Origin of the sequence: Streptomyces sp. NPDC050263 (assembly GCF_040655955.1) — a bacterium.
GTDB lineage: Bacteria > Actinomycetota > Actinomycetes > Streptomycetales > Streptomycetaceae > Streptomyces.
In genome coordinates, this window is record NZ_JBFAKW010000013.1 from 71,015 (window position 1) to 92,097 (window position 21,083).

Genomic DNA, 21,083 nt, shown 5'->3' on the forward strand with positions numbered 1-21,083 from the left:
ATGGAAAGGCGCTGTCATGATCAACCGCGAGTGGCACCTGCTCAGCCGTCCCGTCGGCTGGCCGAAGCCCGAGGACTTCGCCCTCGTCGAGGCGGAGGCCCGGCAGCCCGAAGCCGGTGAGGTCCTGGTGCGCAACGAGTATCTCTCCGTCGACCCGTACATGCGCGGCCGCATGAGCGCGGCGAAGTCGTACGTCGCCCCCTTCGAGCTGGGCAAGGTCATGCAGGGCGGGGCGGTCGGCGAGGTCGTCGCCTCCGCCGCCGAGGGCATCGCCGTCGGCGACCACGTGCTGCACTTCGGCGGCTGGCGCGAGTACGCCACGTTCGACGCCAAGCAGGCCGTCAAGGTCGACCCCGAGGCCGCGCCCCTCTCCACCTACCTCGGCGTCCTCGGCATGACCGGCCTCACCGCCTACGCCGGCCTGCTGCGCACCGCCTCCTTCAAGGAGGGCGACTCCGTCTTCGTGTCGGGCGCGGCCGGCGCCGTCGGCAGCCAGGTCGGCCAGATCGCCAAGCTCAAGGGCGCCTCCCGGGTCATCGGCTCCGCCGGCTCGGACGGCAAGGTCAAGCTCCTCGTCGAGGAGTACGGCTTCGACGCGGCCTTCAACTACAAGAACGGCCCCGTGGCCGAGCAGCTGCGCGCCGCCGCCCCCGACGGCGTCGACGTCTACTTCGACAACGTCGGCGGCGACCACCTGGAGGCCGCGATCGGCTCCCTCAACCTGCACGGCCGGATCGCGATCTGCGGCATGATCTCCGTCTACAACAACACCGAGGCCGCCCCCGGCCCGAAGAACCTCGCCCGCCTCATCCAGACCCGCGGCCGCATCGAGGGCCTCCTGGTCGGCGACCACTACGACCTCCAGCCGCAGTTCGTCGCGGAGGTCGGCGCCTGGGTCCGCTCCGGCGAGCTGAAGTACCGCGAGACGGTCGCCGAGGGCATCGAGAACAACCTGGAGGCGTTCCTCGGGGTGCTGCGCGGCGACAACACCGGAAAGATGATCGTCAAGCTCTGATCCGCCCGGCCTTCTGTCAGGTCGCGCACGACGAAGGCCGCACCCCTGGAAGACGCCTTTCCAGGGGTGCGGCCTTTGCCTTGCTCCGCTCTCAGCCGACGGTCAGCGCGGCCCGGTGCACGGCCGCCACCAGCCGCTCGTTCTCCGGGGCCGCTCCGCCCGGGAAGGCGTACCGGCGTCGCGTGTAGCCGTAGGCGAGCCCGCTGCGCGGGTCCGCGAACGCCTGGCAGCCGCCCGCCCCGCTGTGCCCGAACGCCCCGGCGCCCAGGAACGGATACCAGTTGTCCGCGGTCGCCTGGAAGCCCAGCCCGTACGACTTGTGCGTGCGCAGCACCACGTCGTACCCCACGGAGTGCAGCTGTCCGAACTCCGCCGCCGTGTCCCCCTTCAACAGCGGCGCCTTCCCGTCGACCTCGCTGATCGCCGCCGCGTACAGCCCGGCCAGCCCGCGCGCCGAGGCGACCCCGCCCACCGAGGCGGGCCCCTTGGCCCGGATCAGGGGGTCGTTCGGCAGGAGTTCGAGATCGGTCGGCTCGGCGGTGTGCCGGTTGAAGGCGACGGCGGCGAGGGTGTGCGGCCCGCTCGGCTGGGCATCCAGCAGTGCCCGCTGCTCGGCGGTCGGGGCCATCGGCTGCGCGGTGCGGAAGCGCGGCTCGTGCACCGCCGGCAGCCCCAGGAAGAAGTCCAGCCCGTACGGGGCGCGCACCCGCTCCTCGTACACCTCCTGGAGCGTACGGCCCGTGGCCCGGCGCACGACCTCGCCGGTGAGCGCGCCGATGACCAGCGCGTGGTAGCCGAAGGCGGTGCCCGGACGCCAGAACGGCCGCTGGTCGGCGAGGCGTTCGGCGATCTGCCGGTCGTCGGCCAGTTCCTGCGGCGAGAACCCGCCGTCCGTGCCGATCACGCCGGCCCGGTGGCCGAGCAGCTCGCGCAGGGTCAGCGCGCCTTTGCCCTCGGCGGCGAACTCCGGCCAGTAGTAGGTGACTTTGCGGTCCAGTTCCAGGGTGCCCTCCTGGACGAGGAGCGCGACGACCAGATGGGCGGCGCCCTTGGTCGACGAGTAGACGCCGTAGAGGGAGTCGGGGGAGCCAGGGGAGCCAGGGGAGTCGGTGGAACCGGTCGAACCGGTCGAACCGAATGGGTCGGTCGGGCCGGTTGGGTCGTCGGGGGTGTGGGCGTCGTTGCCGGGCGCCCACAGGTCGACGACCCGCCGGCCGTGCACATACGCGCACAACTGGCCTTCGTAGTGGGGCCGCTGCGCCGACTCCTGCGCCACGAACGTGGCGAACTCCTCCCGCACCGCGTCGAATCCGTCGGCGACGCTGCCGTGGATCTCCTGGGTCGTCCGAGTCAATCGAGTCATCCGTTCTCCTCAACCAGCCCGCTGCTTGCGTGTGCCATGGTGATCAACGCCTGTGCGACCTGCGGGAACTCGCCCTTGGGATGATCCCGGAAGAGGGGTTCCGTGCCGAACAGGACGGCATGCGGCCCGCTCACGACCGCCGGCTGCCCGGCCGCGGCGGCGGGTCCGCCCGAGCCGTCGGCCAGGGCCCGCCAGTGACCGGAGACGAGCGGGTTCCCGGTGGCGTACGACTGCTCGACGCGCACCCCGGAGCCGAGACCGGTGAACCAGACCGGTGCGTAGACGAAGCTGTGACCGGGCGCGTCGGCCGTCAGCGACCCGCCCGAACTCACCACCCGCACCACGCCGTTGGCGTCCCCGTTGCCCTCGACGGCCGTGACGTCCAGCAGTTCGGCGCCGGTGCCGACCGACGCGCCGGCGACGCCCCGGCCGACCAGACCGTGACCGGCCAGGAAGGCGTCCAGGGCGCTTCGGGCGGACGCGCCGAGAGCGGCCCGGTCGAGCCCGGCGGACACGAACAGCACGTCCACCGAAGACCAGTCGAAGCCCGCGTTGAGCACGGCCGTCGAGACGGGCGTGACGTCGAAGCCCATCTCCCGCAGCGCGAACAGCTCACCCGGGGTGACGGCCGCGGCGACGCGCACCGGATGCAGCGCGGTCGTCGTGCCGGTGAGTCCAGCGGCCGTGAAGGAGACGTCGTAGGCCCGTGCCGCGACGCCTGCCTGCCGGCGCGCCGACCCGGGCACGACGACGCTGCCGTCCGCGGCCCGGCGTACCTGAACCCCCTGCCGCAGCAGGGAGTTGAGCGCGGCCACGGCGCTCGGGTCGTCGAGCCGCAGCCGCAGGTCGCCGCGCGGGGCGACGGCGGCGACCGGGGCCGCGGCGGAGACGGGCCGCAGACCGAGCCCCGCCAGGCCGCCGCCGGTCACCGGTACCACCTCGGCGCCCCAGAGCCGCCCCAGACTCCAGCCCGAGATGTCGTACATCACCGACACCTTGTCGCTGATGTCCCGCCCGTCGGCGAGCAGCACGTTCGCCATTCCCCGCTTGGGCTGGTGCAGGTCGACGACGTACGAGCCCTTCGGATACGTCCGCCCTCCGAGCCGGAACGCACGCGTGGCGCGGGTGACCCGGACGTCGTCGGCCAGGAGATGGTCGACGAGACGGGCGGTGGCCGTGGCCGCCTTGCCCGCCGGGAGGACGTAGGCGCGCGGGAAGGCCGTCGTGTAGACGTCCTCCGGGCCGATGCCCGGCACCCCCGGAACGGTCTGCGCCGACACCGGCACCTGCGCCGCGCCGACGGATCCGCGCCGGAACACCTCGATCTGGTCGGCGATCAGCGCGGCGCGACGGGTCCGCACGAAGTCGAGGGTGGCCCGCAGGGCCGCCCCCGCCACGTCCACGTTGATCGCGGAGCGCCGGCGCAGCTCCGCCACCGGCAGCGTGTTGTAGGCGGAGTTGTTGACGGCCATCGGGATCTCCACGGTGTGCGCGGCGACCGTGCCGTGGAAGGCCGCGTACTGCGGGGTGAAGATCGGCGGCCAGTCGTCCCAGCCCTCCTCCTGGTCCCGGAACGGGATCTGGGCGGGCTGCACGCCGTCCTTCGCCGGCGTGTAGCCGAGGCCGTTGACGGCGGCCTCCATGCCGAGGGCGTTGGCGTAGGTGTTCTTCAGGAAGAGGTCGTACTCGTAGTTCTCGCCGTGCGGCGGGGTGGTCGGCTCGATGAGCGTGCCGTTGACGTACCCGTGCACGTCCAGCATGACGGCGGGCTGCTTGTCGATCTCGATCTGCCGCATCGCGCGCGCCTCGGGCTGCGAGGCGGTGACGAAGTCCCGGTTGAGGTCGAAGCCGCCTGCGTTCGCCCGGGTTCCGGCGATCCGGCCGTCCGGGTTGGCCGTGATGTTGAAGTAGAGGCGGCTGTGCGCGAGTAAGTCCCTCGTCCGCGCGTCGTTCGCGGTGGCGAGGCGCTCGATGAGGGCGAGGGACGCGTCGGTGCCCTCCCACTCGTTGCCGTGGATGTTGTTGTTGAAGAAGGCCGGGGCCTTGTAGCCGGCCTTGATCTCCCTGCTCCGGGCCGCCGTTGCGGGCGCGTTCTCGATGAGCTCGCGCATCCGTTCCTGGGCCTGTGCCTGACGGGCCGTCTCCGGGGCGGTGACGGTGACCAGATAGAGCCGGTGCCCGCCCGCCGACCGCCCCGCGACCTCCACGCTCACCCGGTCGCCGAGGGCCTGGAGGGCGTTCAGCTTCGGGGCGATGGCGTGGTACGGGGTGAGGCCGAGCTTGAGGGACTTGTCGGCGGGGTTCTCGGGATCGGCGGCGAGGATCTGTCTGCGCGGGTAGCCGCGGACGCCGGTCCGCTCCGCCGTCCGCTCCGCCGCCGGGGCGGTCAGGGCGCGTCGAGCCGCGCTCTGGGGGGACTGGGCGGCCGTGCGGTCGAGGGCGGAACCCTCGCGGGTGACGGGCTTCGGGTCGGCGCCGGCGGGGTGGGGGGTGAGCAGGAGAGAGCCCGTCGCGACGAGCGCGAGGGCGCTGATCAGAACAGGTCGGGCAGGGCAGGTGCTCGTGGTGCGCACGTGTACCTCCTGGAGGACTTGCCGAGATCGTTGCTTCCGAAGAGCGGTACGGCGAGGTGTACCTGTTCGACTCAACTGCAACAAGAGGGTGTTGGTGTCACCGATACCCCGGATGGCCTAGGAGGGCTGTTCGAGCACGACCGATAGAGTGCGGCCATGCACGATCTTGGGCTGGGGTTCACATACCTCCTGAAGGGCCAGCGGTGGGTTGCCCGGCACGGCAAGCAGTACGGGTTCGGGCTCGTTCCCGGCCTGATCACGCTTGTCCTCTACGTGGCGGCGCTGGTGGCGCTCGCGGTGTGGGGCGAGGACTTCGTCGGCTGGGCGACGCCGTTCGCCGACGACTGGTCGAGCCCCTGGCTCGGCCTGTTCCGCGGCTTCCTCACCGCCGTGCTGTTCGCCCTCGGCCTCCTCCTGGCGGTCCTCACCTTCACCGCGGTCACCCTTCTCATCGGGCAGCCGTTCTACGAGAGCCTCTCCGAGGCGGTCGACCGGGACGTCTCGCCCGACGGCACCGCCCCCGAGTCCGGACTGCCGCTCTGGCGCGAACTGTTGATCTCCGCCCGCGACAGCCTCCGGATCCTGGCCCGCGCCCTGGTGTGGGCGGTGCTGCTGTTCGCCCTCGGCTTCATCCCGGTCGTCGGCCAGACCGTCGTCCCGGTGGTCGGGTTCTTCGTCACCGGCTTCTTCCTCACCGAGGAACTCGCCGCCGTCGCCCTCCAGCGCCGGGACGTCGACCTGCGCGCCCGACTCGCCCTGTTCCGCTCCCGCAAGACCCTGATCTGGGGCTTCGGCACCCCCCTGGGCCTGGCCTTCCTGGTCCCCTTCGTCGCGGTGTTCCTGATGCCGGGCGCGGTCGCGGGCGCCACCCTGCTGGCCCGCGAACTGCTCGGCGAGGAGATCCGCGAGGAGGAGGTCGTGCCCGAGGAGGAGAACGTCACGTCATGACCGAGCTGCTCGCCGTCGCCCTCATCACCGTGCTGGCCGTCATCGCCCCCGGCGCCGACTTCGCGATGATCGTCCGCAACAGCTACCTCTACGGCCGCCGTACGGGACTGTTCGCGGCCACCGGAGTCGCCGCGGGCGTCCTGGTCCACGTCACGTACACGATGCTCGGCGTGGGCCTGCTGATCGCGTCCTCGACGTTCCTCTTCACGATCATCAAACTGGTCGGCGCGGCCTACCTCGTCCATATCGGCGTCCGCACCTTCCGCACCCGCGGCGAGGTCGAGATCGATCTGACCGGGAAGACCGAGCTGACCCCGCTCGCCGCGCTGCGCACCGGCTTCCTCACCAACGTCCTCAACCCCAAGACGACCCTGTTCGTCGTCTCGACGTTCTCCCAGGTCGTCAGCCCCGGCACCCCGGCCCACCAGCAGGTCGGCTACGGCCTGTTCATGTCGCTGGCCCACCTGCTGTGGTTCGGTGTGGTCGCCGTGTTCTTCTCCCAGGACCGGATGCGCACGCTGATGCTGCGCGGCCAGAAGGTCCTCAACAAGGTCATCGGCTCGGTCCTGGCGGGGCTGGGCGTCAGCCTCGCGTTCGCTCCGTCGCACTGACCGCCACGGCCAGGATCGCCCGCACCTGGGCGACGATGTCCAGCCGGTTGCGCACGAACTCCGGATCGGTCACCTCGGTCGTGTTGCCGGCGCCGAACTGCAGGACCGGCGTGTGCACATGCCCGCCCGGCAGGCTGCCGTGCAGGCCCAGCCGGTCGCGCAGCAGGGTGGCCCGGTAGGCGATCTCGTTGGAGAGGTAGTTCCCGCCGCCCCCGGCCCGCGCGGTCGACCCCGCCGTCGGCCCGTCCGGCCGCACCACCGGATCCGTGCCCCCGGCCGGGATCTCCGTGACGCCGGTGTTGTCGTAGACCGGGAACCGGCCGGTGTCCGCCGCCGTGATCGCCGTGTACGGCAGGGTCGTGGTCGTCCACTGCGGCTGCGAGGCGGGGTCGGCGACCGGGACCGTCTCGGTCCGCCCGATGTTGTCGTTGTCGGGGAAGCCGCCGCGCCAGGCCCCGTTGGTGCGCTCCACGTCGAACCGGCCGACGCGGCCCTGGCTGACGGTCGTGAACAGATCGACGTGCGGCAGATACGGCCGCAGGGTGCGCTCCACGGTCCCTTCCGCGAAGTCCTGCCAGCGCACCGGGAAGACGGCGGTCTCCACCCGGGCCGGGCCGTCCGCGGTCCGGATCACCGTGCCGTCGAGGGCGAGCGCGGTCGCCCCGGACGGGTTGGAGATCCGGATGTCCCGGTCCAGGGTGAACGGGTCGAAGCCGGTGACCAGGACGCGCTTGAGCCCCTTGGCGTGCGCCGGGTAGCGGATGTCGCTCTGGCCGCGCGAGGTGCGCTCCAAGGCGTCCAGCAGCGCGGCCCGTTGGCGGTCGGTGACCGCGAACTTGGCCTCCCAGGTGCGCACTTCGCTCGTCATGCCGAGCCGCGCCCAGTACAGCGGCCGGTCGTCGTCCCGGCTGAGGTCGCCGCCGGCCGGCCCGCGCCCCTGCACCCGGTCCACCGCCCGCCGCCACAGGGCCGCGCCCTCCCGGTCGACGATCCGCCGGGCCTGCGCGTAGGAGTGCGAGGCCTGCAACAGCCGGGCGAACCGCGGAGCCACCGTGTCGAACCCGGACCGGGCGAGGATCTCCCGAGGAACGGTGCCCGCCAGCCGCTGTTCCTCGACGGTGGGCGCGGGCGCCGCCTCGGCCGCGGTCGCTGCGGTGGGGGAGGAGAGCCCGGCCAACAGGGCCAGGCCGAGGAATCCGACGCGAACTCGTATGGAATGCACGGGTGTTGAGGTCCTTCCGTCGCTGTGGGGGAGAGCGTGGGTGCGGGACGACGGAAGTATCCCGTGACAGCAGTGGTCTACGCCATGCCGCGAGGAATCGCGGCCGCCGCCTCCCGCAGCGCGCCGACGAACGCCTCCGCCGCCGGAGCGGGCGCGCGTCCCCGCGGCGTCGCCGCGTACACCGCCCGCGCCGGCGCGCCCTCGTCGCGCACCGGCAGCAGCACGACGTCCGGCCGTACGGACGCGGCGGCGAGCGCCGGCACCAGAGCGACGCCGAGACCCGCGGCCACATAGCCCTGCTTGGCCGTCCACTCGGCGACGACATGCGCCACCCGCGGCCGGAAGCCCTCCCGCAGGGCGGCGTCGAGGAGGGTTCCCTCGGGCCGGGCGGAGCCGGACACCCAGTCGGCGTCGGCGAGTTCGCCCAGCCGCACCGGCCGACGGAGATCCGACAGGGGATGCCCGGCCGGCACGGCGACGTACAAGGACTCGTCCAGGAGGTGCTGCAGGGCGTACGACTCCAGCGCCGCGCGGCCCGTCGTGGACACCACCGCCAGATCGAGGTGCCCGGCGTCCAGTCGCTCCAGCAGCGTCGGCGTGAGCCCCTCCTCCCGGGTGACGCGCACCCCCGGACAGCGGGCGCCGAACGAGGCCAGCGCCCGCGGCACCAGCGCCGCGTCCGCCGTCGCGAACGCCCCGAACCGCAGCCGCCCGCCCGCGCCCTCCCGCAGCGCGGCCAGCTCCCGCCGCGCCCCCAGCACGGCCTCGGCGACGGACTCCGCGTACGGCGCCAACGCCCGCCCGGCCTCCGTCAGTCGCACCCCCCGGGGCAGCCGGTCGAACAGCGGCCCCCCGCCCAACGCCCCCTCCAGCGAGGAGATCTGCCGGGACACCGCGGACTGCGTCCACCCCAGGGTCCGGGCGGCCCCCGTGAACGACCCGCTCCGCGCGACCTCCAGGAACGCCCGGAGCCACAGCGTGGACAGGTCGGTCTCCGGAGGCTGCGGCCCGTGCGCCCCATACTTCCCATGCGAGTTCGGCATGGCTGCCATGCTAGACATTCGCTTGTCGCATCCCCGGGGCGGACCTAGCGTCGACGGCATGCAGAAGACCGGAACGCACTTCACCCTCGACAACCCCGCCACCGCGCCCCAACCCCTCAGCCCCTACTACTCCCAGGTCGCCCGCGTCCGGCAGGCCGACGGCGGCGCCCTGCTGTTCCTCTCCGGCCAGATCGCCGAGGGCGCGACGCTCGCCGAGCAGAGCCGGGGCGTCTTCGAGACCATCGACGCCCTGCTGAAGGCTCACGGGGCCACCCTGGCCGACGTCATCAACATCCGCACGTACCTCACCGACATCTCCCGCCTCGACGAATACGGCGCCGTACGACGGGAGTTCCTCACCGGGACCCCGCCCACCAGCATGACCTTCGAGGTGCCGCGGCTGTTCCGGCCGGAGGCGCAGATCGAGATCGAGGTGGTGGCAGCCGTAGCCCCCTAAGGCCCGTCCGGCTTCTCGCCCAGCAGATGCAGGAAGTCCCGGAAGGCCTCCGGCATGTCCACCGACTCCGGGTCGAGGAGCCACTGGTACTGGAGGCCGTCCAGCACGGCCACGAGGAGGGGGGCCGCGCGTTCGGGGGTGAGGCCGTTCGGCAGGCGGTCGCCGTACTTCGCGCGCAGGACCGAGGCCATGCTCTCGCGCACCTTGCGGTACCGGTCGGTGAAGTAGTCGCGCGCCGGATGCCCCTCGGTGACGCTCTCGCCGAGCAGCGCCGAGAAGGTCTGGATGACGGCGGGCCGCATGGCGTTGTACTCGACGAGCGAGACCAGCAGGTCGATCCGCCACCGGGGGTCCGGCCGCGCGTCCCACTGGTCCCGCTCCTGGAGCACCGCGACCAGCAGTGCCTCCTTCGTCGGGAAGTGGTGCAGCAGCCCCTGTTGGGTCAGACCCACCCGTTCCGCCACCGCGGCCAGGCTCGCGCCCCGGTAGCCGCGCTCGGCGATCACCTCGAGGGTGGCCCGGACGATCTCGGCCCGCCGCTCCTGGCTCCTGGTTCGCGCGCTCATGTCGTCACCGTAGCGGCATCCGGAGCGTTGAATATAACGGTTAGATGACGAAACCTACCGCACTACAGGTATCGGTGCAGGATGGAGGCGCACGGCGCAGGCACGTCATTCAACGAGGAGGCACCGCATGCCGGGAACCGAGGAGGGTCGGGAAGCGGCCGTCGAGTCGGCTCTCGGCAAGCTCGACCTGGACGCCAAGGCCCGGCTGCTGGCCGGCCAGGACATGTGGTCGCTGCCCGAGCTGCCGGAGATCGGCCTGAAGTCCCTTGTCATGTCTGACGGCCCGATCGGTGTCCGGGGCGTGCGCTGGACCGCCGGCGATCCGTCCATCGCGCTGCCCTCCCCGACCGCCCTCGCCGCCGCCTGGGACCCGGAGCTCGCCCACCGCGCGGGCGTCCTGCTCGCCCAGGAGGCCCGCCGCAAGGGCGTCCACGTGCTGCTCGCCCCCACGGTCAACCTGCACCGCTCCCCGCTCGGCGGACGCCACTTCGAGGCCTACAGCGAGGACCCGTACCTCACCGGCGTGATCGGCGCGGGCTATGTGAACGGCGTCCAGTCCGGCGGCGTCGGCACCACCGTCAAGCACTTCGTGGCCAACGACGCCGAGACCGACCGCTTCACCGTGAACAACCTGGTCGGCGAACGCGCCCTGCGCGAGCTGTATCTCGCCCCCTTCGAGGCGATCGTCGAGAACGCCCACCCCTGGGGCATCATGACCGCCTACAACACGGTCAACGGCACGTCGATGACCGAGCACCGCCACCTCGTCAACGAGGTCCTGCGCGGCGAATGGGGCTTCGACGGCTACAACGTCTCCGACTGGATGGCCGCCCGCGACACCGTCGCCGCCGTCGAGGGCGGCCTCGACGTCGCCATGCCCGGCCCCCGCACCGTCTACGGCGAGGCCCTCGCACAGGCCGTACGCGGCGGCGAGGTCGAGGAGTCCACGGTCGACGACGCCGTCCGCAACGTGCTGCGTCTCGCCGCCCGCGTCGGCATCCTGGAGGGCGCGGAACCGGCCGTCACCGACCTCCCCGAGACCGTCGACGGCACGGGACTCGCCCGTGAGATCGCCCGCCGCGCCTTCGTCCTCGTCCGCAACGAAGGCCAGGCCCTGCCCCTGCGCCCCGCCACCACGGTCGCGCTGATCGGCGCCGCCGCCCGCGACGCCCGCTTCCTCGGCGGCGGCTCCGCCGTCGTCTTCCCGGCCCGGGTCGTCTCCCCCCTCGGCGGCCTCACCGCCGCCCTCCCCGACGGCAGCCTCAGCTACGCCGTCGGCGCCGACCCGAACACCGAACTCGCCATCGCCGACAAGGGGTTCGAGCTGCGCGCCGTCTGCCGTGACGAGGCGGGCGCCCTCATCGGAACCGGCGCCGCCCCCACCGGCGAGATCAACTGGATGGGCTCGGACCTCCCCGACGACGTCACTCACGACACGCTCCACACCGTGGAGCTGACCGGTACCTTCACCCCGCGCGAGAGCGGCCCGCACGTCTTCGGCATCAAGGGCGCCGGCGCCTTCACCCTCATCGTGGACGGCACGACGTACTTCGACGACGTCCAGCGCCCCGCCGCCGACGGCGACCCTTTCGAGGCCTTCTTCGGGGCCCCGCAGCCCCGGGCCGAGGTCGAACTCACCGCGGACCGGCCGGTCGAGGTCTCCCTCACCTACGTCGTCACCCTCCCCGAGGGCATCCCCTTCAAGGCCGTCGTCTTCGCCCTCGTCCACCAGGGTCCGCAGCGCGACCCGGACGAGCTGATCGCCGAGGCGGCCCGGGCGGCCCGGGCCGCGGACACGGCCGTCGTCGTGGTCGCCACCACCGACCGCGTCGAGTCCGAGGGCTTCGACCGCAGGGACCTCCGCCTCCCCGGCCGGCAGGACGACCTCGTGCGCGCCGTCGCCGCCGCCAACCCCAACACCGTCGTGGTCGTCAACGCCGGTTCCCCGGTGGAGCTGCCGTGGCGCGAGGACGTCGCGGCCGTCCTGCTCACCTGGTTCCCCGGCCAGGAGGGCGGCGCAGCCCTGGCGGACGTCCTGACCGGCGCCCATGAACCCGGCGGCCGCCTCCCCACCACCTGGGGCTCCCTCGCCGACGCCCCCGTCACCGAGGTCACCCCCACCGGCGGCGAACTCCCCTACACCGAGGGCGTCTTCATCGGCTACCGCGCCTGGGAGAAGGAACACCGCACCCCGGTCTACCCCTTCGGCCACGGCCTCGGCTACACCGACTGGACGTACGAGTCGGTCGCCATCCAGGGCTCCACGGTCGAGGTCCGGCTCCGCAACAGCGGCGGGCGCACGGGCCGTGAGGTCGTGCAGGTCTACCTCGCGCCCACCGGACCGGCCCCGACGCCCGACGACCGCCCGGCCCCCGACCGCCCCGCCCGCTGGCTGGCCGGCTTCGCCGCCGTCGAGGCGGGCCCGGGCGAGAGCGTCGAGGTCACCGTGGACATCCCGCACCGCGCCTTCGAGGTGTGGGACGAGGCGGATCACCGCTGGTTCTTTGTGAAGGGTTCGTACGAAATCCAGGTGGGCCGCTCGATCGCCGACCGTAGGATCACCGCGACGATTAACGTGTGACCCGGCGCCTGTCGCCCCACGAACAGCCCCGGTCCGGGACCTGACCCCTGGACCGGGGCAACATCTTTTTCCCGGCGTCTTTTCTCGTCGTCTGTTTCTGTCTTTCCCGGCGGCTATCGCGCCGAGAAGCCGTACACGGTCTCCGACCGGTACTCCGCGCCCGGCCGCAGCACGGTGCTCGGGAACTCCGGCCGGTTCGGGGAGTCCGGGAAGGCCTGCGTCTCCAGCGCCACGCCCTCGCCCGGCACGAACGGCTCGCCCAGGTGGTCGGCGGTGTACAGCTGCAGCCCCGGCTCGGTCGTCGCCACCGTCAGCACCCGCCCGGACGCCGGATCGTGCAGCTCGGCCACCTCGACCGGCGTGTCCGTGACGCCCTTGTCGAGCACGAAGTTGTGGTCGTAGCCGGCGCCGACCTTACGGGCCGTACGGAAGTCGAAACGTCCGTCCGCCACCTGCGCCGGCTCACCCGTCGGGATCAGGTCGGCGTCCACCGGCGTGTACCGGGAGGCGGCCAGCCGCAGCTCGTGGCCGCCCGCGCTGCCGGTCCCGGGCCCGCCCAGGTTGAAGTAGCTGTGGTTGGTCAGGTTCACCACCGTCGGCGCGTCCGTGACCGCCCGGTAGCCGAACCGCAGCGCCCCCGACGCGTCCAGCGTGTACGTCGCCGAGACCTCCAGACGGCCCGGGAAGCCCTCCTCGCCGTGCGCGGAGACCCGGCTCAGCCGCAGCCCGTGCTCGACCGGCGTCACGTCCCACACCCGCTTGTCGAAACCGCGCGACCCGCCGTGCAGGGAGTTCGGCGCGTTGTTGGGCTCCAGCGCGTACGTCACACCGTCCAGCGGGAAACGGGCGTGCGCGATCCGGTTGGCGTACCGGCCGATCAACGCGCCGAGGTAGGGCTCCGGGTGCGTCAGATAGCCGTCCAGGTCCGCGAACCCCAACACCACGTTCGCCGCGTGTCCGTCCCGGTCCGGGACCTCGACGGACTGCACGATCCCGCCGTACGACAGAACCCGTACCCGGGTGCCCGCCCGCTCCAGGGTCCAGCGGTGCACCGGGGTGCCGTCGGAAAGTGTTCCGAAGTGTTCGCTCATGACCAAAACTCTAGGGCAGGCCCTGGTCAGGAGGGCTTGGCGGTCACTCCTCGATACGCCATCTCGGCGAGCCGCGCCTGTCCGTCCTTGCTCGGGTGGAACCAGTCCCAGTGGCTCAACTGATCGGTCCCGAACCGGAAGTCGTACACCGCGCCGCCGTCGAACCGGCACCGCACGTCCTTCGCGCAGACCTCCTTCAGCACCGTGTTGTAGTCCTCCACCCGCTTCTGCACCGTGTCCCGCCGCAGGGTCGCCGCCGAGTCCAGCGCGTCCGCGTCGGCCAGCATCGACGGGCAGATGCCCAGCTTCCACACCTGCTTGCCCAGCGCGTTCGTCCGCCCCTGCGACCACAGCCGCTTCAGGTTCGGCACGCTCGCCACGTACACCTGAGTCTTGGGCAGCGCACGGCGCAACGTGCTCAGCGCGTCCTCGAACTCCGCCCGGAACTCCGCCACCGGCGTCATCGCCGCCGTCGACGCGCGGCAGGCGTCGTTCGCCCCCGCCATCACCGTGACCAACTGCGGTTTCTCGGCCACCGCCTGCGCCATCTGCCCCGGCACGTCCGCCATCCGCGCCCCGGTCGCCGCGTAGTTCCAGCTGTGCGTGGCCGCCTTCGCCGCGCCCAGCAGCCGCACCGCGAGACTGTTCACCTCGGTGCTGCTGCCCGTCGCCCAGGACACCTCGGGACAGTCCGCGAGGACCGTACACGCGTCGAAGCCACGCGTGATGGAGTCGCCCACCGCCGCGACCGAGTCCGGCGTGGAGTCCCACACCGGCGTCGGCGACGGCTTCGCCTGCCGAGCCTGCGTGCCCGCAGCCCCCGAGTCGTCGCCGCCCCCCAGCGCGTCACAGCCGGCCAAACCCAGCACGGCCGCCGTCGTGCCCGCGAGCACGGCCCGCGCGTGCCGTTTCCGTTTCCGCATCCGCCGGTGTTCCCCTCGCTCCTCGATCGACGCCCCCTCTATGACAACGCGCGGGAGTTCCCGGCGAATCACACCCACAAGAGGGAACGCTTCACGCCGCTACAGGCGTCCTGCCGAGTGAATGGCGGTGGTTCACGGCACCGGGACCGACGGTACGTCACACTCCTCGCGCCGCCGCACGGTAGCCTCGCCATCAACGCGGCTGCCTGCCACCGCCGCCATGCCAGCCTGCAAGACTGTCCCGCTCTGTCCGGAGGTCCCGGTGACGACACGTGGAGTTCTGTACGTGCACTCCGCGCCGCGTGCGCTGTGCCCGCATGTCGAGTGGGCCGTCGCCGGGGTGCTCGGCACGCGCGTCAGCCTCGACTGGATCCGGCAGCCCGCCGCGCCCGGCACCTGGCGCTCGGAGTTCTCCTGGAAGGGCCAGACAGGCACCGCCTCCAAGCTCGCCTCCGCGCTGCGCGGCTGGCAGATGCTCCGCTTCGAGGTCACCGCCGAGCCCTGCGCGACCGCCGAGGGCGAGCGCTACAGCTGCACCCCCGACCTCGGCATCTTCCACGCCGTCACCGGCATCCACGGCGACATCCTCATTCCCGAGGACCGCCTGCGCGCGGCCCTGCTCCGCAGCCAGCGCGGCGAGACGGACCTGGAGGCCGAACTCTCCAAACTCCTCGGCAAGCCCTGGGACGACGAGCTGGAGCCGTTCCGGTACGCGGGCGAGGGAGCCCCGGTGCGCTGGCTGCACCAGGTGGTGTAAGGCTTTTCGCCTTCAGGGGCGCGGGGCTGTATCGACATGCGGCTTCGCCGCGGGGCACGACCAGCCCCCACCGGCCGGCGCCCGGCCGACAACGCACACCAGAACGGCGATTGGCCCGCATCCCCCACTCGGGGCGCGGGCCGATCACCGTTCAGCTCGACATCGGCGGCTGCTCAGACCGTACGGAACGCCAAGACCACGTTGTGCCCGCCGAACCCGAACGAGTCGTTGAGGGCGGCGATGCGGCCCTCGACAGGCAGCTTGCGCGCCTCGCCGCGGACGATGTCCGCGTTCGCCTCGGCCTCGGGGTCGAGGTTCTCGACGTTGATGGTCGGCGGAGCGATCCGGTGGTACAGCGCGAGCACCGTCGCGACGGTCTCGACACCGCCCGCGCCGCCCAGCAGGTGGCCGGTCATCGACTTCGTCGCCGAGACGGCCATGTGGTCCGCGTCGTCGCCGAAGACCTTGCGCAGCGCCTTCAGTTCGGCGATGTCACCGGCCGGCGTCGACGTGGCGTGCGCGTTGACGTGCACGATCTCCGCCGGGTTCAGGTCGGTGCTGTCCAGCAGGTGCTGGAGCGCGTGCGAGATGCCGCGGCCCTCGGGCTCCGGCTGCACGATGTCGTGGCTGTCGGCGGAGATGCCCTGGCCGACGGCCTCGGCGTAGACCCGGGCGCCGCGCGCGGCCGCGTGCTCCGCGGACTCCAGGACGATCACGCCGGCGCCCTCGCCCATGACGAAGCCGTCGCGGGAGACGTCGTAGGGACGCGAGGCGGCCTGCGGGTTCTCGTTGTTCTTGGACATCGCCATCATGTTGCCGAACGCGGCGATCGGCAGCGGGTGGATCGCCGCCTCCGTGCCACCGGCGACGACGACGTCGGCACGGCCGGTACGGATCATCTCGATGGCGTAGCCGATGGCCTCCGCGCCCGACGCGCACGCCGAGACCGGAGTGTGCACGCCCGCGCGGGCGCCCACGAGCAGACCCACGTTGGCGGAGGGGCTGTTCGGCATCAGCATCGGCACGGTGTGCGGGGAGACGCGGCGGACGCCCTTCTCCTTCAGCACGTCGTACTGGTCGAGGAGGGTGGTCACGCCGCCGATGCCGGAGGCGATGACCGCGCCGAGCCGGTCGGGGTCGACCTTGCCGTCGCTGCCGTCCTCACCGGCCTTGCCGGTGAAACCGGCGTCCTTCCAGGCTTCCTGGGCCGCGATCAGCGCGAACTGCGCCGAGCGGTCCAGCTTGCGGGCCTGCGGCCGGGGGATGACCTCGAGAGGCTCCACGGCGACCGGGGCCGCGATACGGACGGCCTGCTCGGCCGCCCAGTCCTGCTCCAGGGCCCGGACGCCGGACTTGCCGGCGACGAGGCCCTCCCAGGTAGAGGCTGCGTCGCCACCCAGCGGTGTGGTTGCGCCGATACCGGTGACGACCACGGTGCGATTGGTCGGGCTCACGGATTCATTCTCCAACGTTACGAGGATTCAGCGGCGCCACCGCCGGGTGGCGGGGCAGTTCAGCCCAGGGCCGGTGGATCAGCCCTGGTTCTTGAGGATGTAGGCCGTCGCGTCGCCGACGGTCTTGAGGTTCTTGACGTCCTCGTCCGGGATCTTGACGTCGAAGCGCTCTTCGGCGGCGACGACGACCTCGACCATGGACAGCGAGTCGACGTCCAGGTCGTCGGTGAAGGACTTGTCCAGCTGGACGTCCTCAACCGGGATGCCGGCGATCTCGTTCACGATGTCGGCGAGACCGGCGACGATCTCTTCCTGAGTGGCGGCCATGTCGGCGCTCCTTCTTTGATATTCCAGAGGGTGTGGCAGGTGGTGTCTCCCGTGCCGGACCGGGTGATCCGGCACGGAGTGCCTAGGGGAGGGTAACGACAGTGGCGGCGTAGACGAGACCCGCCCCGAATCCGATGACGAGCGCGGTGTCGCCGCTCTTCGCCTCACCGGTCGCCAGGAGCCGCTCCATCGCGAGCGGGATCGAGGCGGCCGAGGTGTTGCCGGTGGTGCGCACGTCACGGGCGACCGTGACGGACTCCGGCAGCTTGAGAGTCTTCACCATCGAGTCGATGATCCGCTCGTTGGCCTGGTGCGGGATGAAGACGTCGAGTTCGTCGGCGGTGATGCCGGCGGCGTCCAGCGCCTCCTTGGCGACCTTCGCCATCTCGAACACGGCCCAGCGGAAGACCGCCTGGCCTTCCTGCGTGATCGCGGGGAACTTGGCGACCACGCCGTCGCGGTAGTCCGTCCACGGCACGGTCTGCTTGATGGTGTCCGACTTGTCGCCCTCGGAGCCCCACACGGTCGGGCCGATGCCCGGCTCGGCGGCGGGGCCGACCACGACCGCGCCCGCGCCGTCGCCGAACAGGAAGGCCGTGGCGCGGTCCTCCAGGTCGGTCAGGTCGGACAGCCGCTCGACGCCGATGACGAGGACGTACTCGGCCGAGCCCTCGACGACCATGCCCTTGGCGAGCGTCAGGCCGTAGCCGAAGCCCGCACAGCCCGCCGAGATGTCGAACGCGGCGGCCTTGTCCGTGCCGAGCTTGTCGGCGATCTCGGTGGCCACGGCCGGCGTCTGCTTGAAGTGCGAGACGGTCGAGACGACCACCGCGCCGATCTGCTCGGCGGTGATCCCGGCGTCGGCGATCGCCTTGCCGGACGCCTCGACCGACATGGCGGCGACGGTCTCCTCGTCGTTCGCCCAGTGCCGGGTCTCGATGCCGGAGCGCGAGCGGATCCATTCGTCGGACGAGTCGATCGTCTCGAGGATCACCTCGTTGGGGACGACCCGGGTGGGCCGGTAGCCGCCGACGCCGAGGATGCGCGCGTACGGGGAGCCCTTGCTGGGCTTGATCTTCGCCATCAGAGCTCCTCAGACGACGCCGTGCTCGGCGATGAGTTCGCGAGCCGCGTCGAGGTCGTCGGGTGTCTTGAGCGCGAGCGTCCGCACACCGGGCAGGGCGCGCTTGGCGAGGCCGACCAGCGTGCCGCCGGGGGAGACCTCGATGATCGCGGTCGCGCCGAACTCCTTGAAGGTCTCCATGCACAGGTCCCAGCGGACCGGGTTGGCGACCTGGCCGACCAGCCGGTCCAGGATCTCGACGCCGGTGGCGACGGCTCGGCCGTCCTTGTTGGAGACGTAACGGACCGTCGGATCGGCCGGCGCGAGCTCCGCGGCGGCCTTGGCGAGCGTCTCGACCGCGGGGGCCATGTGCTCGGTGTGGAAGGCGCCGGCGACCTTCAGCGGGACGACCTTGCGGACGCCCTCCGGCTTGTCCTCGTTCAGCGCGGCGAGCTGCTCCAGCGTGCCGGCGGCGACGATCTGGCCCGCGCCGTTGATGTTCGCCGGGGTCAGCCCCAGCTTCGCCAGATGCGCGAGGGACACCTCGGGGTCGCCGCCGAGCAGGGCGGACATACCGGTCTCGGTGATCGCGGCGGCGTCCGCCATGGCCAGCCCGCGCTTGCGGACGAGGCCCAGCGCGACGGTGTCGTCGAGGACGCCGGCGAAGGCGGCGGCGGTGAACTCGCCGACGCTGTGGCCCGCGACCGCGCCCGGGGACACGTCGCCGAGCGCCGTCGCGGACAGGATTCCGGCGGCGACCAGCAGCGGCTGGGCCACCGCGGTGTCACGGATCTGGTCCGCGTCGGCCTGCGTGCCGTAGTGGGCGAGGTCCAGGCCGATGGCGTCCGACCACGCGGCGACACGGGCGGCGGCGCCGGGCAGTTCGAGCCAAGGAGTCAGGAAGCCGGGCGTCTGGGCGCCCTGGCCGGGAGCGACGAGTACGAGCACTCTCACACTCTCTCTTGGGGACGGCCGAAGCCGCCCGTGGGGACAGGGACGAAGAACGGCAGGGGGTTTTGTGGAGCCCCGACAAAAAGCTAGGTCTGGGGATCGCCGTCGACCAGACGCCCCAGGATCAGTGCGATCCGGAGCGTGAACGCGGAGCGTACATCCGAAGGCGACCAGCCGGTGACGTCAGTCACACGTCGAAGCCGGTAGCGCACGGTGTTCGGGTGAACGAAGAGCATCCGCGCGGCCCCCTCGAGACTGGACGCCTGCTCGAGATAGACGGAGAGGGTCTCCAGGAGCGCCGATCCGGCCTCCTCGAGCGGTCTGTAGATCTCCTCCACCAACTGATCGCGCGCACCGGGATCACCGGCGATCGCGCGCTCCGGAAGCAGATCGTCCGCCAGTACCGGCCGGGGTGCGTCCTGCCACGCCGAACAGGCTTTGAGCCCGGCCGCGGCGGCCTGCGCGGACCGGGTCGCGGCGAGCAGGTCGGGCACGACGGGCCCGGCCACCACGGGCCCGGCGGCGAACGGCCCGATCAGCGACTTCGCGACCGCGAGGGGGTTGTCGCTGCCGCCGGCGATCACCACCAGCCGGGTGCCGAGGACTCCGGTGAGCACCTGGAGCTTGGAGTGCCGCGAGGCCCGCCGGATGGCCTCGACGGTCAGCTCGGAGTCCCCCTCGGGGGCGGTCCCGAGGACGACGCACACATGTTCCGGCGAGTTCCAGCCCAGTGCGGCGGCCCGGCTCACGGCCCCCTCGTCGGCCTCGCCGCTCAGCACGGCGTTCACGACGAGCGACTCCAGCCGGGCGTCCCAGGCGCCACGGGCCTCGGCGGCCTGGGCGTAGACCTGCGCGGTGGCGAAGGCGATCTCCCGGGCGTAGACGAGCAGCGCCTCACGCAGCACGTTCTCGTCGCCGGGCGCCGCGACCTCGTCGATCGCGGACTCCATGACCTCGATGGTGGTCCGCACCATCTCGACGGTCTGCCGCAGCGTGATGGCCCGCGTCAGCTCACGCGGCGCGGTGCCGAACACATCGGTGGAGATGGCCTGAGGGGCGTCCGGATGCCGGAACCACTCGGTGAAGGCGGCGATGCCCGCCTGGGCGACCAGCCCGATCCAGGAACGGTTCTCCGGTGGCATCGCCCGGTACCACGGCAGTGTCTCGTCCATCCGCGCGATGGCCTGGGCGGCGAGACTTCCGGAGGACTTCTCCAGCCGCTTCAGCGTGGCGGGGTGGGAGTGGACGGCGTGCGCCGCGGGATCGGGATGACTGGTTTCGGGTTCGGGCACAGGGACAAGACTGCCTTATCGGGACGGGGGAGTGTGCCGCCGGGTCTACGGTGGTCCCGTGATGGACGTGAGGCGCGCCGACGAGCGCTACCCAGGTGGGGACCCGGCCGCAGGCGTCGAGTCGTGGCACGCCTTCTCCTTCGGCCCGCACTTCGACCCCGACAACCTCCGCTTCGGGCCGCTGATCGCCTGCAACGAGGAGCGGCTCGCCCCCGGCGCCGGCTTCGACGAGCATCGGCACAGCCACACCGAGATCGTGACCTGGGTGGTCGAGGGCGAGCTGACCCACCGCGACTCGGCGGGTCACGAGACCCTGGTCCGTCCCGGGGACGTGCAACGGCTCAGCTCGGCGGGCGGCGTGCGGCATGTGGAACGCAACGACGCCGACACGCCCCTGACCTTCGTGCAGATGTGGCTGGCCCCGCTGGACCCCGGCGGCGACCCCGCCTACGAGATGGTCCACGGCATCGCCGACTCCACCCCGTACGCCGTCCCGGAGGCGGGTGCGATGCTCCACGTACGCCGCCTGGCCGCCGGGGAACGCACCGCGGTCCCGGACGCGCCGCACGTCTACGTCCACGTGGTGAGCGGCGAGGTCCTCCTGGACGGCGAACGGCTGGGCCCGGGCGACGCGGCCCGCGTCACGGACGCCAAGGACCTGGAGGCGGAAGGGGCGACGGACGCCGAACTGCTGGCGTGGGTCTTCAGCCCGTCCGGCGACTGAGCGCTCCGCCGGAAGTGCCGCAATGTGCCGTTGTTCCGCCGCGGCGCCATCGTGGCTGGTCGCGCAGTTCCCCGCGCCCCTTCAGGGCGCTGCCGAACCGTAGCCCACCTCCCCCGACCCGC

Annotated in this window: 19 protein-coding genes; 7 read left to right on the top strand and 12 right to left on the bottom strand. The window is 72.0% G+C overall.

Annotated features, from left to right (window positions below):
- Nucleotides 1–16 precede the first annotated feature (16 nt).
- Complete coding sequence (locus AB0J04_RS08760; RefSeq protein WP_363167632.1) at nt 17–1,015, top strand: NADP-dependent oxidoreductase; 999 nt, start codon at nt 17–19, stop codon at nt 1,013–1,015.
- 91 nt (nt 1,016–1,106) lie between these two features.
- Here AB0J04_RS08760 and AB0J04_RS08765 read toward each other — a convergent pair whose 3' ends face one another.
- Nucleotides 1,107–2,378 carry a serine hydrolase domain-containing protein gene (locus AB0J04_RS08765; protein ID WP_363167633.1) on the bottom strand — a complete coding sequence of 424 codons (1,272 nt, stop codon included), beginning with the start codon at nt 2,376–2,378 and terminating at the stop codon, nt 1,107–1,109.
- Nucleotides 2,375–4,951, bottom strand: a complete 2,577-nt coding sequence (locus AB0J04_RS08770) for a M14 family zinc carboxypeptidase (RefSeq protein ID WP_363167634.1) — start codon at nt 4,949–4,951, stop codon at nt 2,375–2,377. Before AB0J04_RS08770 ends, AB0J04_RS08765 begins: the two co-directional genes overlap by 4 nt.
- A 156-nt stretch (nt 4,952–5,107) precedes the next feature.
- On the opposite strand from AB0J04_RS08770, the gene AB0J04_RS08775 reads away from it, so the two are divergent.
- The gene (locus AB0J04_RS08775; RefSeq protein WP_363167635.1) at nt 5,108–5,899 is read left to right on the top strand and encodes an EI24 domain-containing protein; all 792 of its coding nucleotides are present in this window, start codon (nt 5,108–5,110) and stop codon (nt 5,897–5,899) included.
- Complete coding sequence (locus tag AB0J04_RS08780) at nt 5,896–6,510, top strand: LysE family transporter (RefSeq protein ID WP_363167636.1); 615 nt, start codon at nt 5,896–5,898, stop codon at nt 6,508–6,510. Before AB0J04_RS08775 ends, AB0J04_RS08780 begins: the two co-directional genes overlap by 4 nt.
- Here AB0J04_RS08780 and AB0J04_RS08785 read toward each other — a convergent pair.
- Both AB0J04_RS08785 and AB0J04_RS08790 read right to left on the bottom strand, forming a co-directional pair.
- Complete coding sequence (locus AB0J04_RS08785; RefSeq protein ID WP_363167637.1) at nt 6,482–7,732, bottom strand: pyroglutamyl peptidase; 1,251 nt, start codon at nt 7,730–7,732, stop codon at nt 6,482–6,484. The genes AB0J04_RS08780 and AB0J04_RS08785 overlap by 29 nt on opposite strands.
- A gap of 77 nt (nt 7,733–7,809) precedes the next feature.
- Entirely contained in the window at nt 7,810–8,775 is a 966-nt protein-coding gene (locus AB0J04_RS08790; RefSeq protein WP_363167638.1) for a LysR family transcriptional regulator, read from the bottom strand.
- A gap of 58 nt (nt 8,776–8,833) precedes the next feature.
- Here AB0J04_RS08790 and AB0J04_RS08795 point away from each other — a divergent pair, with 58 nt between their 5' ends.
- Nucleotides 8,834–9,232 carry a RidA family protein gene (locus AB0J04_RS08795; protein WP_363167639.1) on the top strand — a complete coding sequence of 133 codons (399 nt, stop codon included), beginning with the start codon at nt 8,834–8,836 and terminating at the stop codon, nt 9,230–9,232.
- On the opposite strand, the gene AB0J04_RS08800 is transcribed toward AB0J04_RS08795, so the two are convergent.
- Nucleotides 9,229–9,798 carry a TetR/AcrR family transcriptional regulator gene (locus tag AB0J04_RS08800; protein ID WP_363167640.1) on the bottom strand — a complete coding sequence of 190 codons (570 nt, stop codon included), beginning with the start codon at nt 9,796–9,798 and terminating at the stop codon, nt 9,229–9,231. The two genes, AB0J04_RS08795 and AB0J04_RS08800, sit on opposite strands and share 4 nt — an antisense overlap.
- A gap of 127 nt (nt 9,799–9,925) precedes the next feature.
- On the opposite strand from AB0J04_RS08800, the gene AB0J04_RS08805 reads away from it, so the two are divergent.
- On the top strand, nt 9,926–12,379 hold the full coding sequence (locus AB0J04_RS08805) for a glycoside hydrolase family 3 C-terminal domain-containing protein (RefSeq protein WP_363167641.1): 2,454 nt from the start codon (nt 9,926–9,928) through the stop codon (nt 12,377–12,379).
- Nucleotides 12,380–12,492: 113 nt separating this feature from the next.
- On the opposite strand, the gene AB0J04_RS08810 is transcribed toward AB0J04_RS08805, so the two are convergent.
- Nucleotides 12,493–13,470 (bottom strand): aldose epimerase family protein, encoded by a 978-nt coding sequence (locus tag AB0J04_RS08810; RefSeq protein WP_363167642.1) that lies wholly within the window; start codon nt 13,468–13,470, stop codon nt 12,493–12,495.
- 26 nt (nt 13,471–13,496) lie between these two features.
- Nucleotides 13,497–14,393 (bottom strand): SGNH/GDSL hydrolase family protein, encoded by an 897-nt coding sequence (locus tag AB0J04_RS08815; protein WP_363167643.1) that lies wholly within the window; start codon nt 14,391–14,393, stop codon nt 13,497–13,499.
- Between the two features lie 262 nt (nt 14,394–14,655).
- Here AB0J04_RS08815 and AB0J04_RS08820 point away from each other — a divergent pair, with 262 nt between their 5' ends.
- Nucleotides 14,656–15,150, top strand: a complete 495-nt coding sequence (locus tag AB0J04_RS08820) for a DUF3145 domain-containing protein (RefSeq protein WP_363167644.1) — start codon at nt 14,656–14,658, stop codon at nt 15,148–15,150.
- Nucleotides 15,151–15,323: 173 nt separating this feature from the next.
- Here the strand turns inward: AB0J04_RS08820 and AB0J04_RS08825 are convergent, their stop codons facing one another.
- From AB0J04_RS08825 to AB0J04_RS08845, 5 genes are all read right to left on the bottom strand, one after another.
- Nucleotides 15,324–16,604 carry a beta-ketoacyl-[acyl-carrier-protein] synthase family protein gene (locus AB0J04_RS08825; protein ID WP_363167645.1) on the bottom strand — a complete coding sequence of 427 codons (1,281 nt, stop codon included), beginning with the start codon at nt 16,602–16,604 and terminating at the stop codon, nt 15,324–15,326.
- Between the two features lie 78 nt (nt 16,605–16,682).
- Complete coding sequence (locus AB0J04_RS08830) at nt 16,683–16,931, bottom strand: acyl carrier protein (RefSeq protein ID WP_109001422.1); 249 nt, start codon at nt 16,929–16,931, stop codon at nt 16,683–16,685.
- Between the two features lie 82 nt (nt 16,932–17,013).
- A complete protein-coding gene (locus AB0J04_RS08835; protein ID WP_363167646.1) occupies nt 17,014–18,015 on the bottom strand; it encodes a ketoacyl-ACP synthase III in 1,002 nt (333 codons plus the stop codon).
- Between the two features lie 9 nt (nt 18,016–18,024).
- Nucleotides 18,025–18,942: an ACP S-malonyltransferase gene (locus tag AB0J04_RS08840; protein ID WP_363167647.1), complete on the bottom strand. Its 918-nt coding sequence runs from the start codon at nt 18,940–18,942 to the stop codon at nt 18,025–18,027.
- Nucleotides 18,943–19,031: 89 nt separating this feature from the next.
- A complete protein-coding gene (locus AB0J04_RS08845; protein WP_363167648.1) occupies nt 19,032–20,237 on the bottom strand; it encodes a helix-turn-helix domain-containing protein in 1,206 nt (401 codons plus the stop codon).
- 61 nt (nt 20,238–20,298) lie between these two features.
- Between AB0J04_RS08845 and AB0J04_RS08850 the strand changes: the two genes are divergently transcribed.
- Complete coding sequence (locus tag AB0J04_RS08850) at nt 20,299–20,961, top strand: pirin family protein (protein WP_363167680.1); 663 nt, start codon at nt 20,299–20,301, stop codon at nt 20,959–20,961.
- The last annotated feature ends 122 nt before the right edge of the window (nt 20,962–21,083 follow it).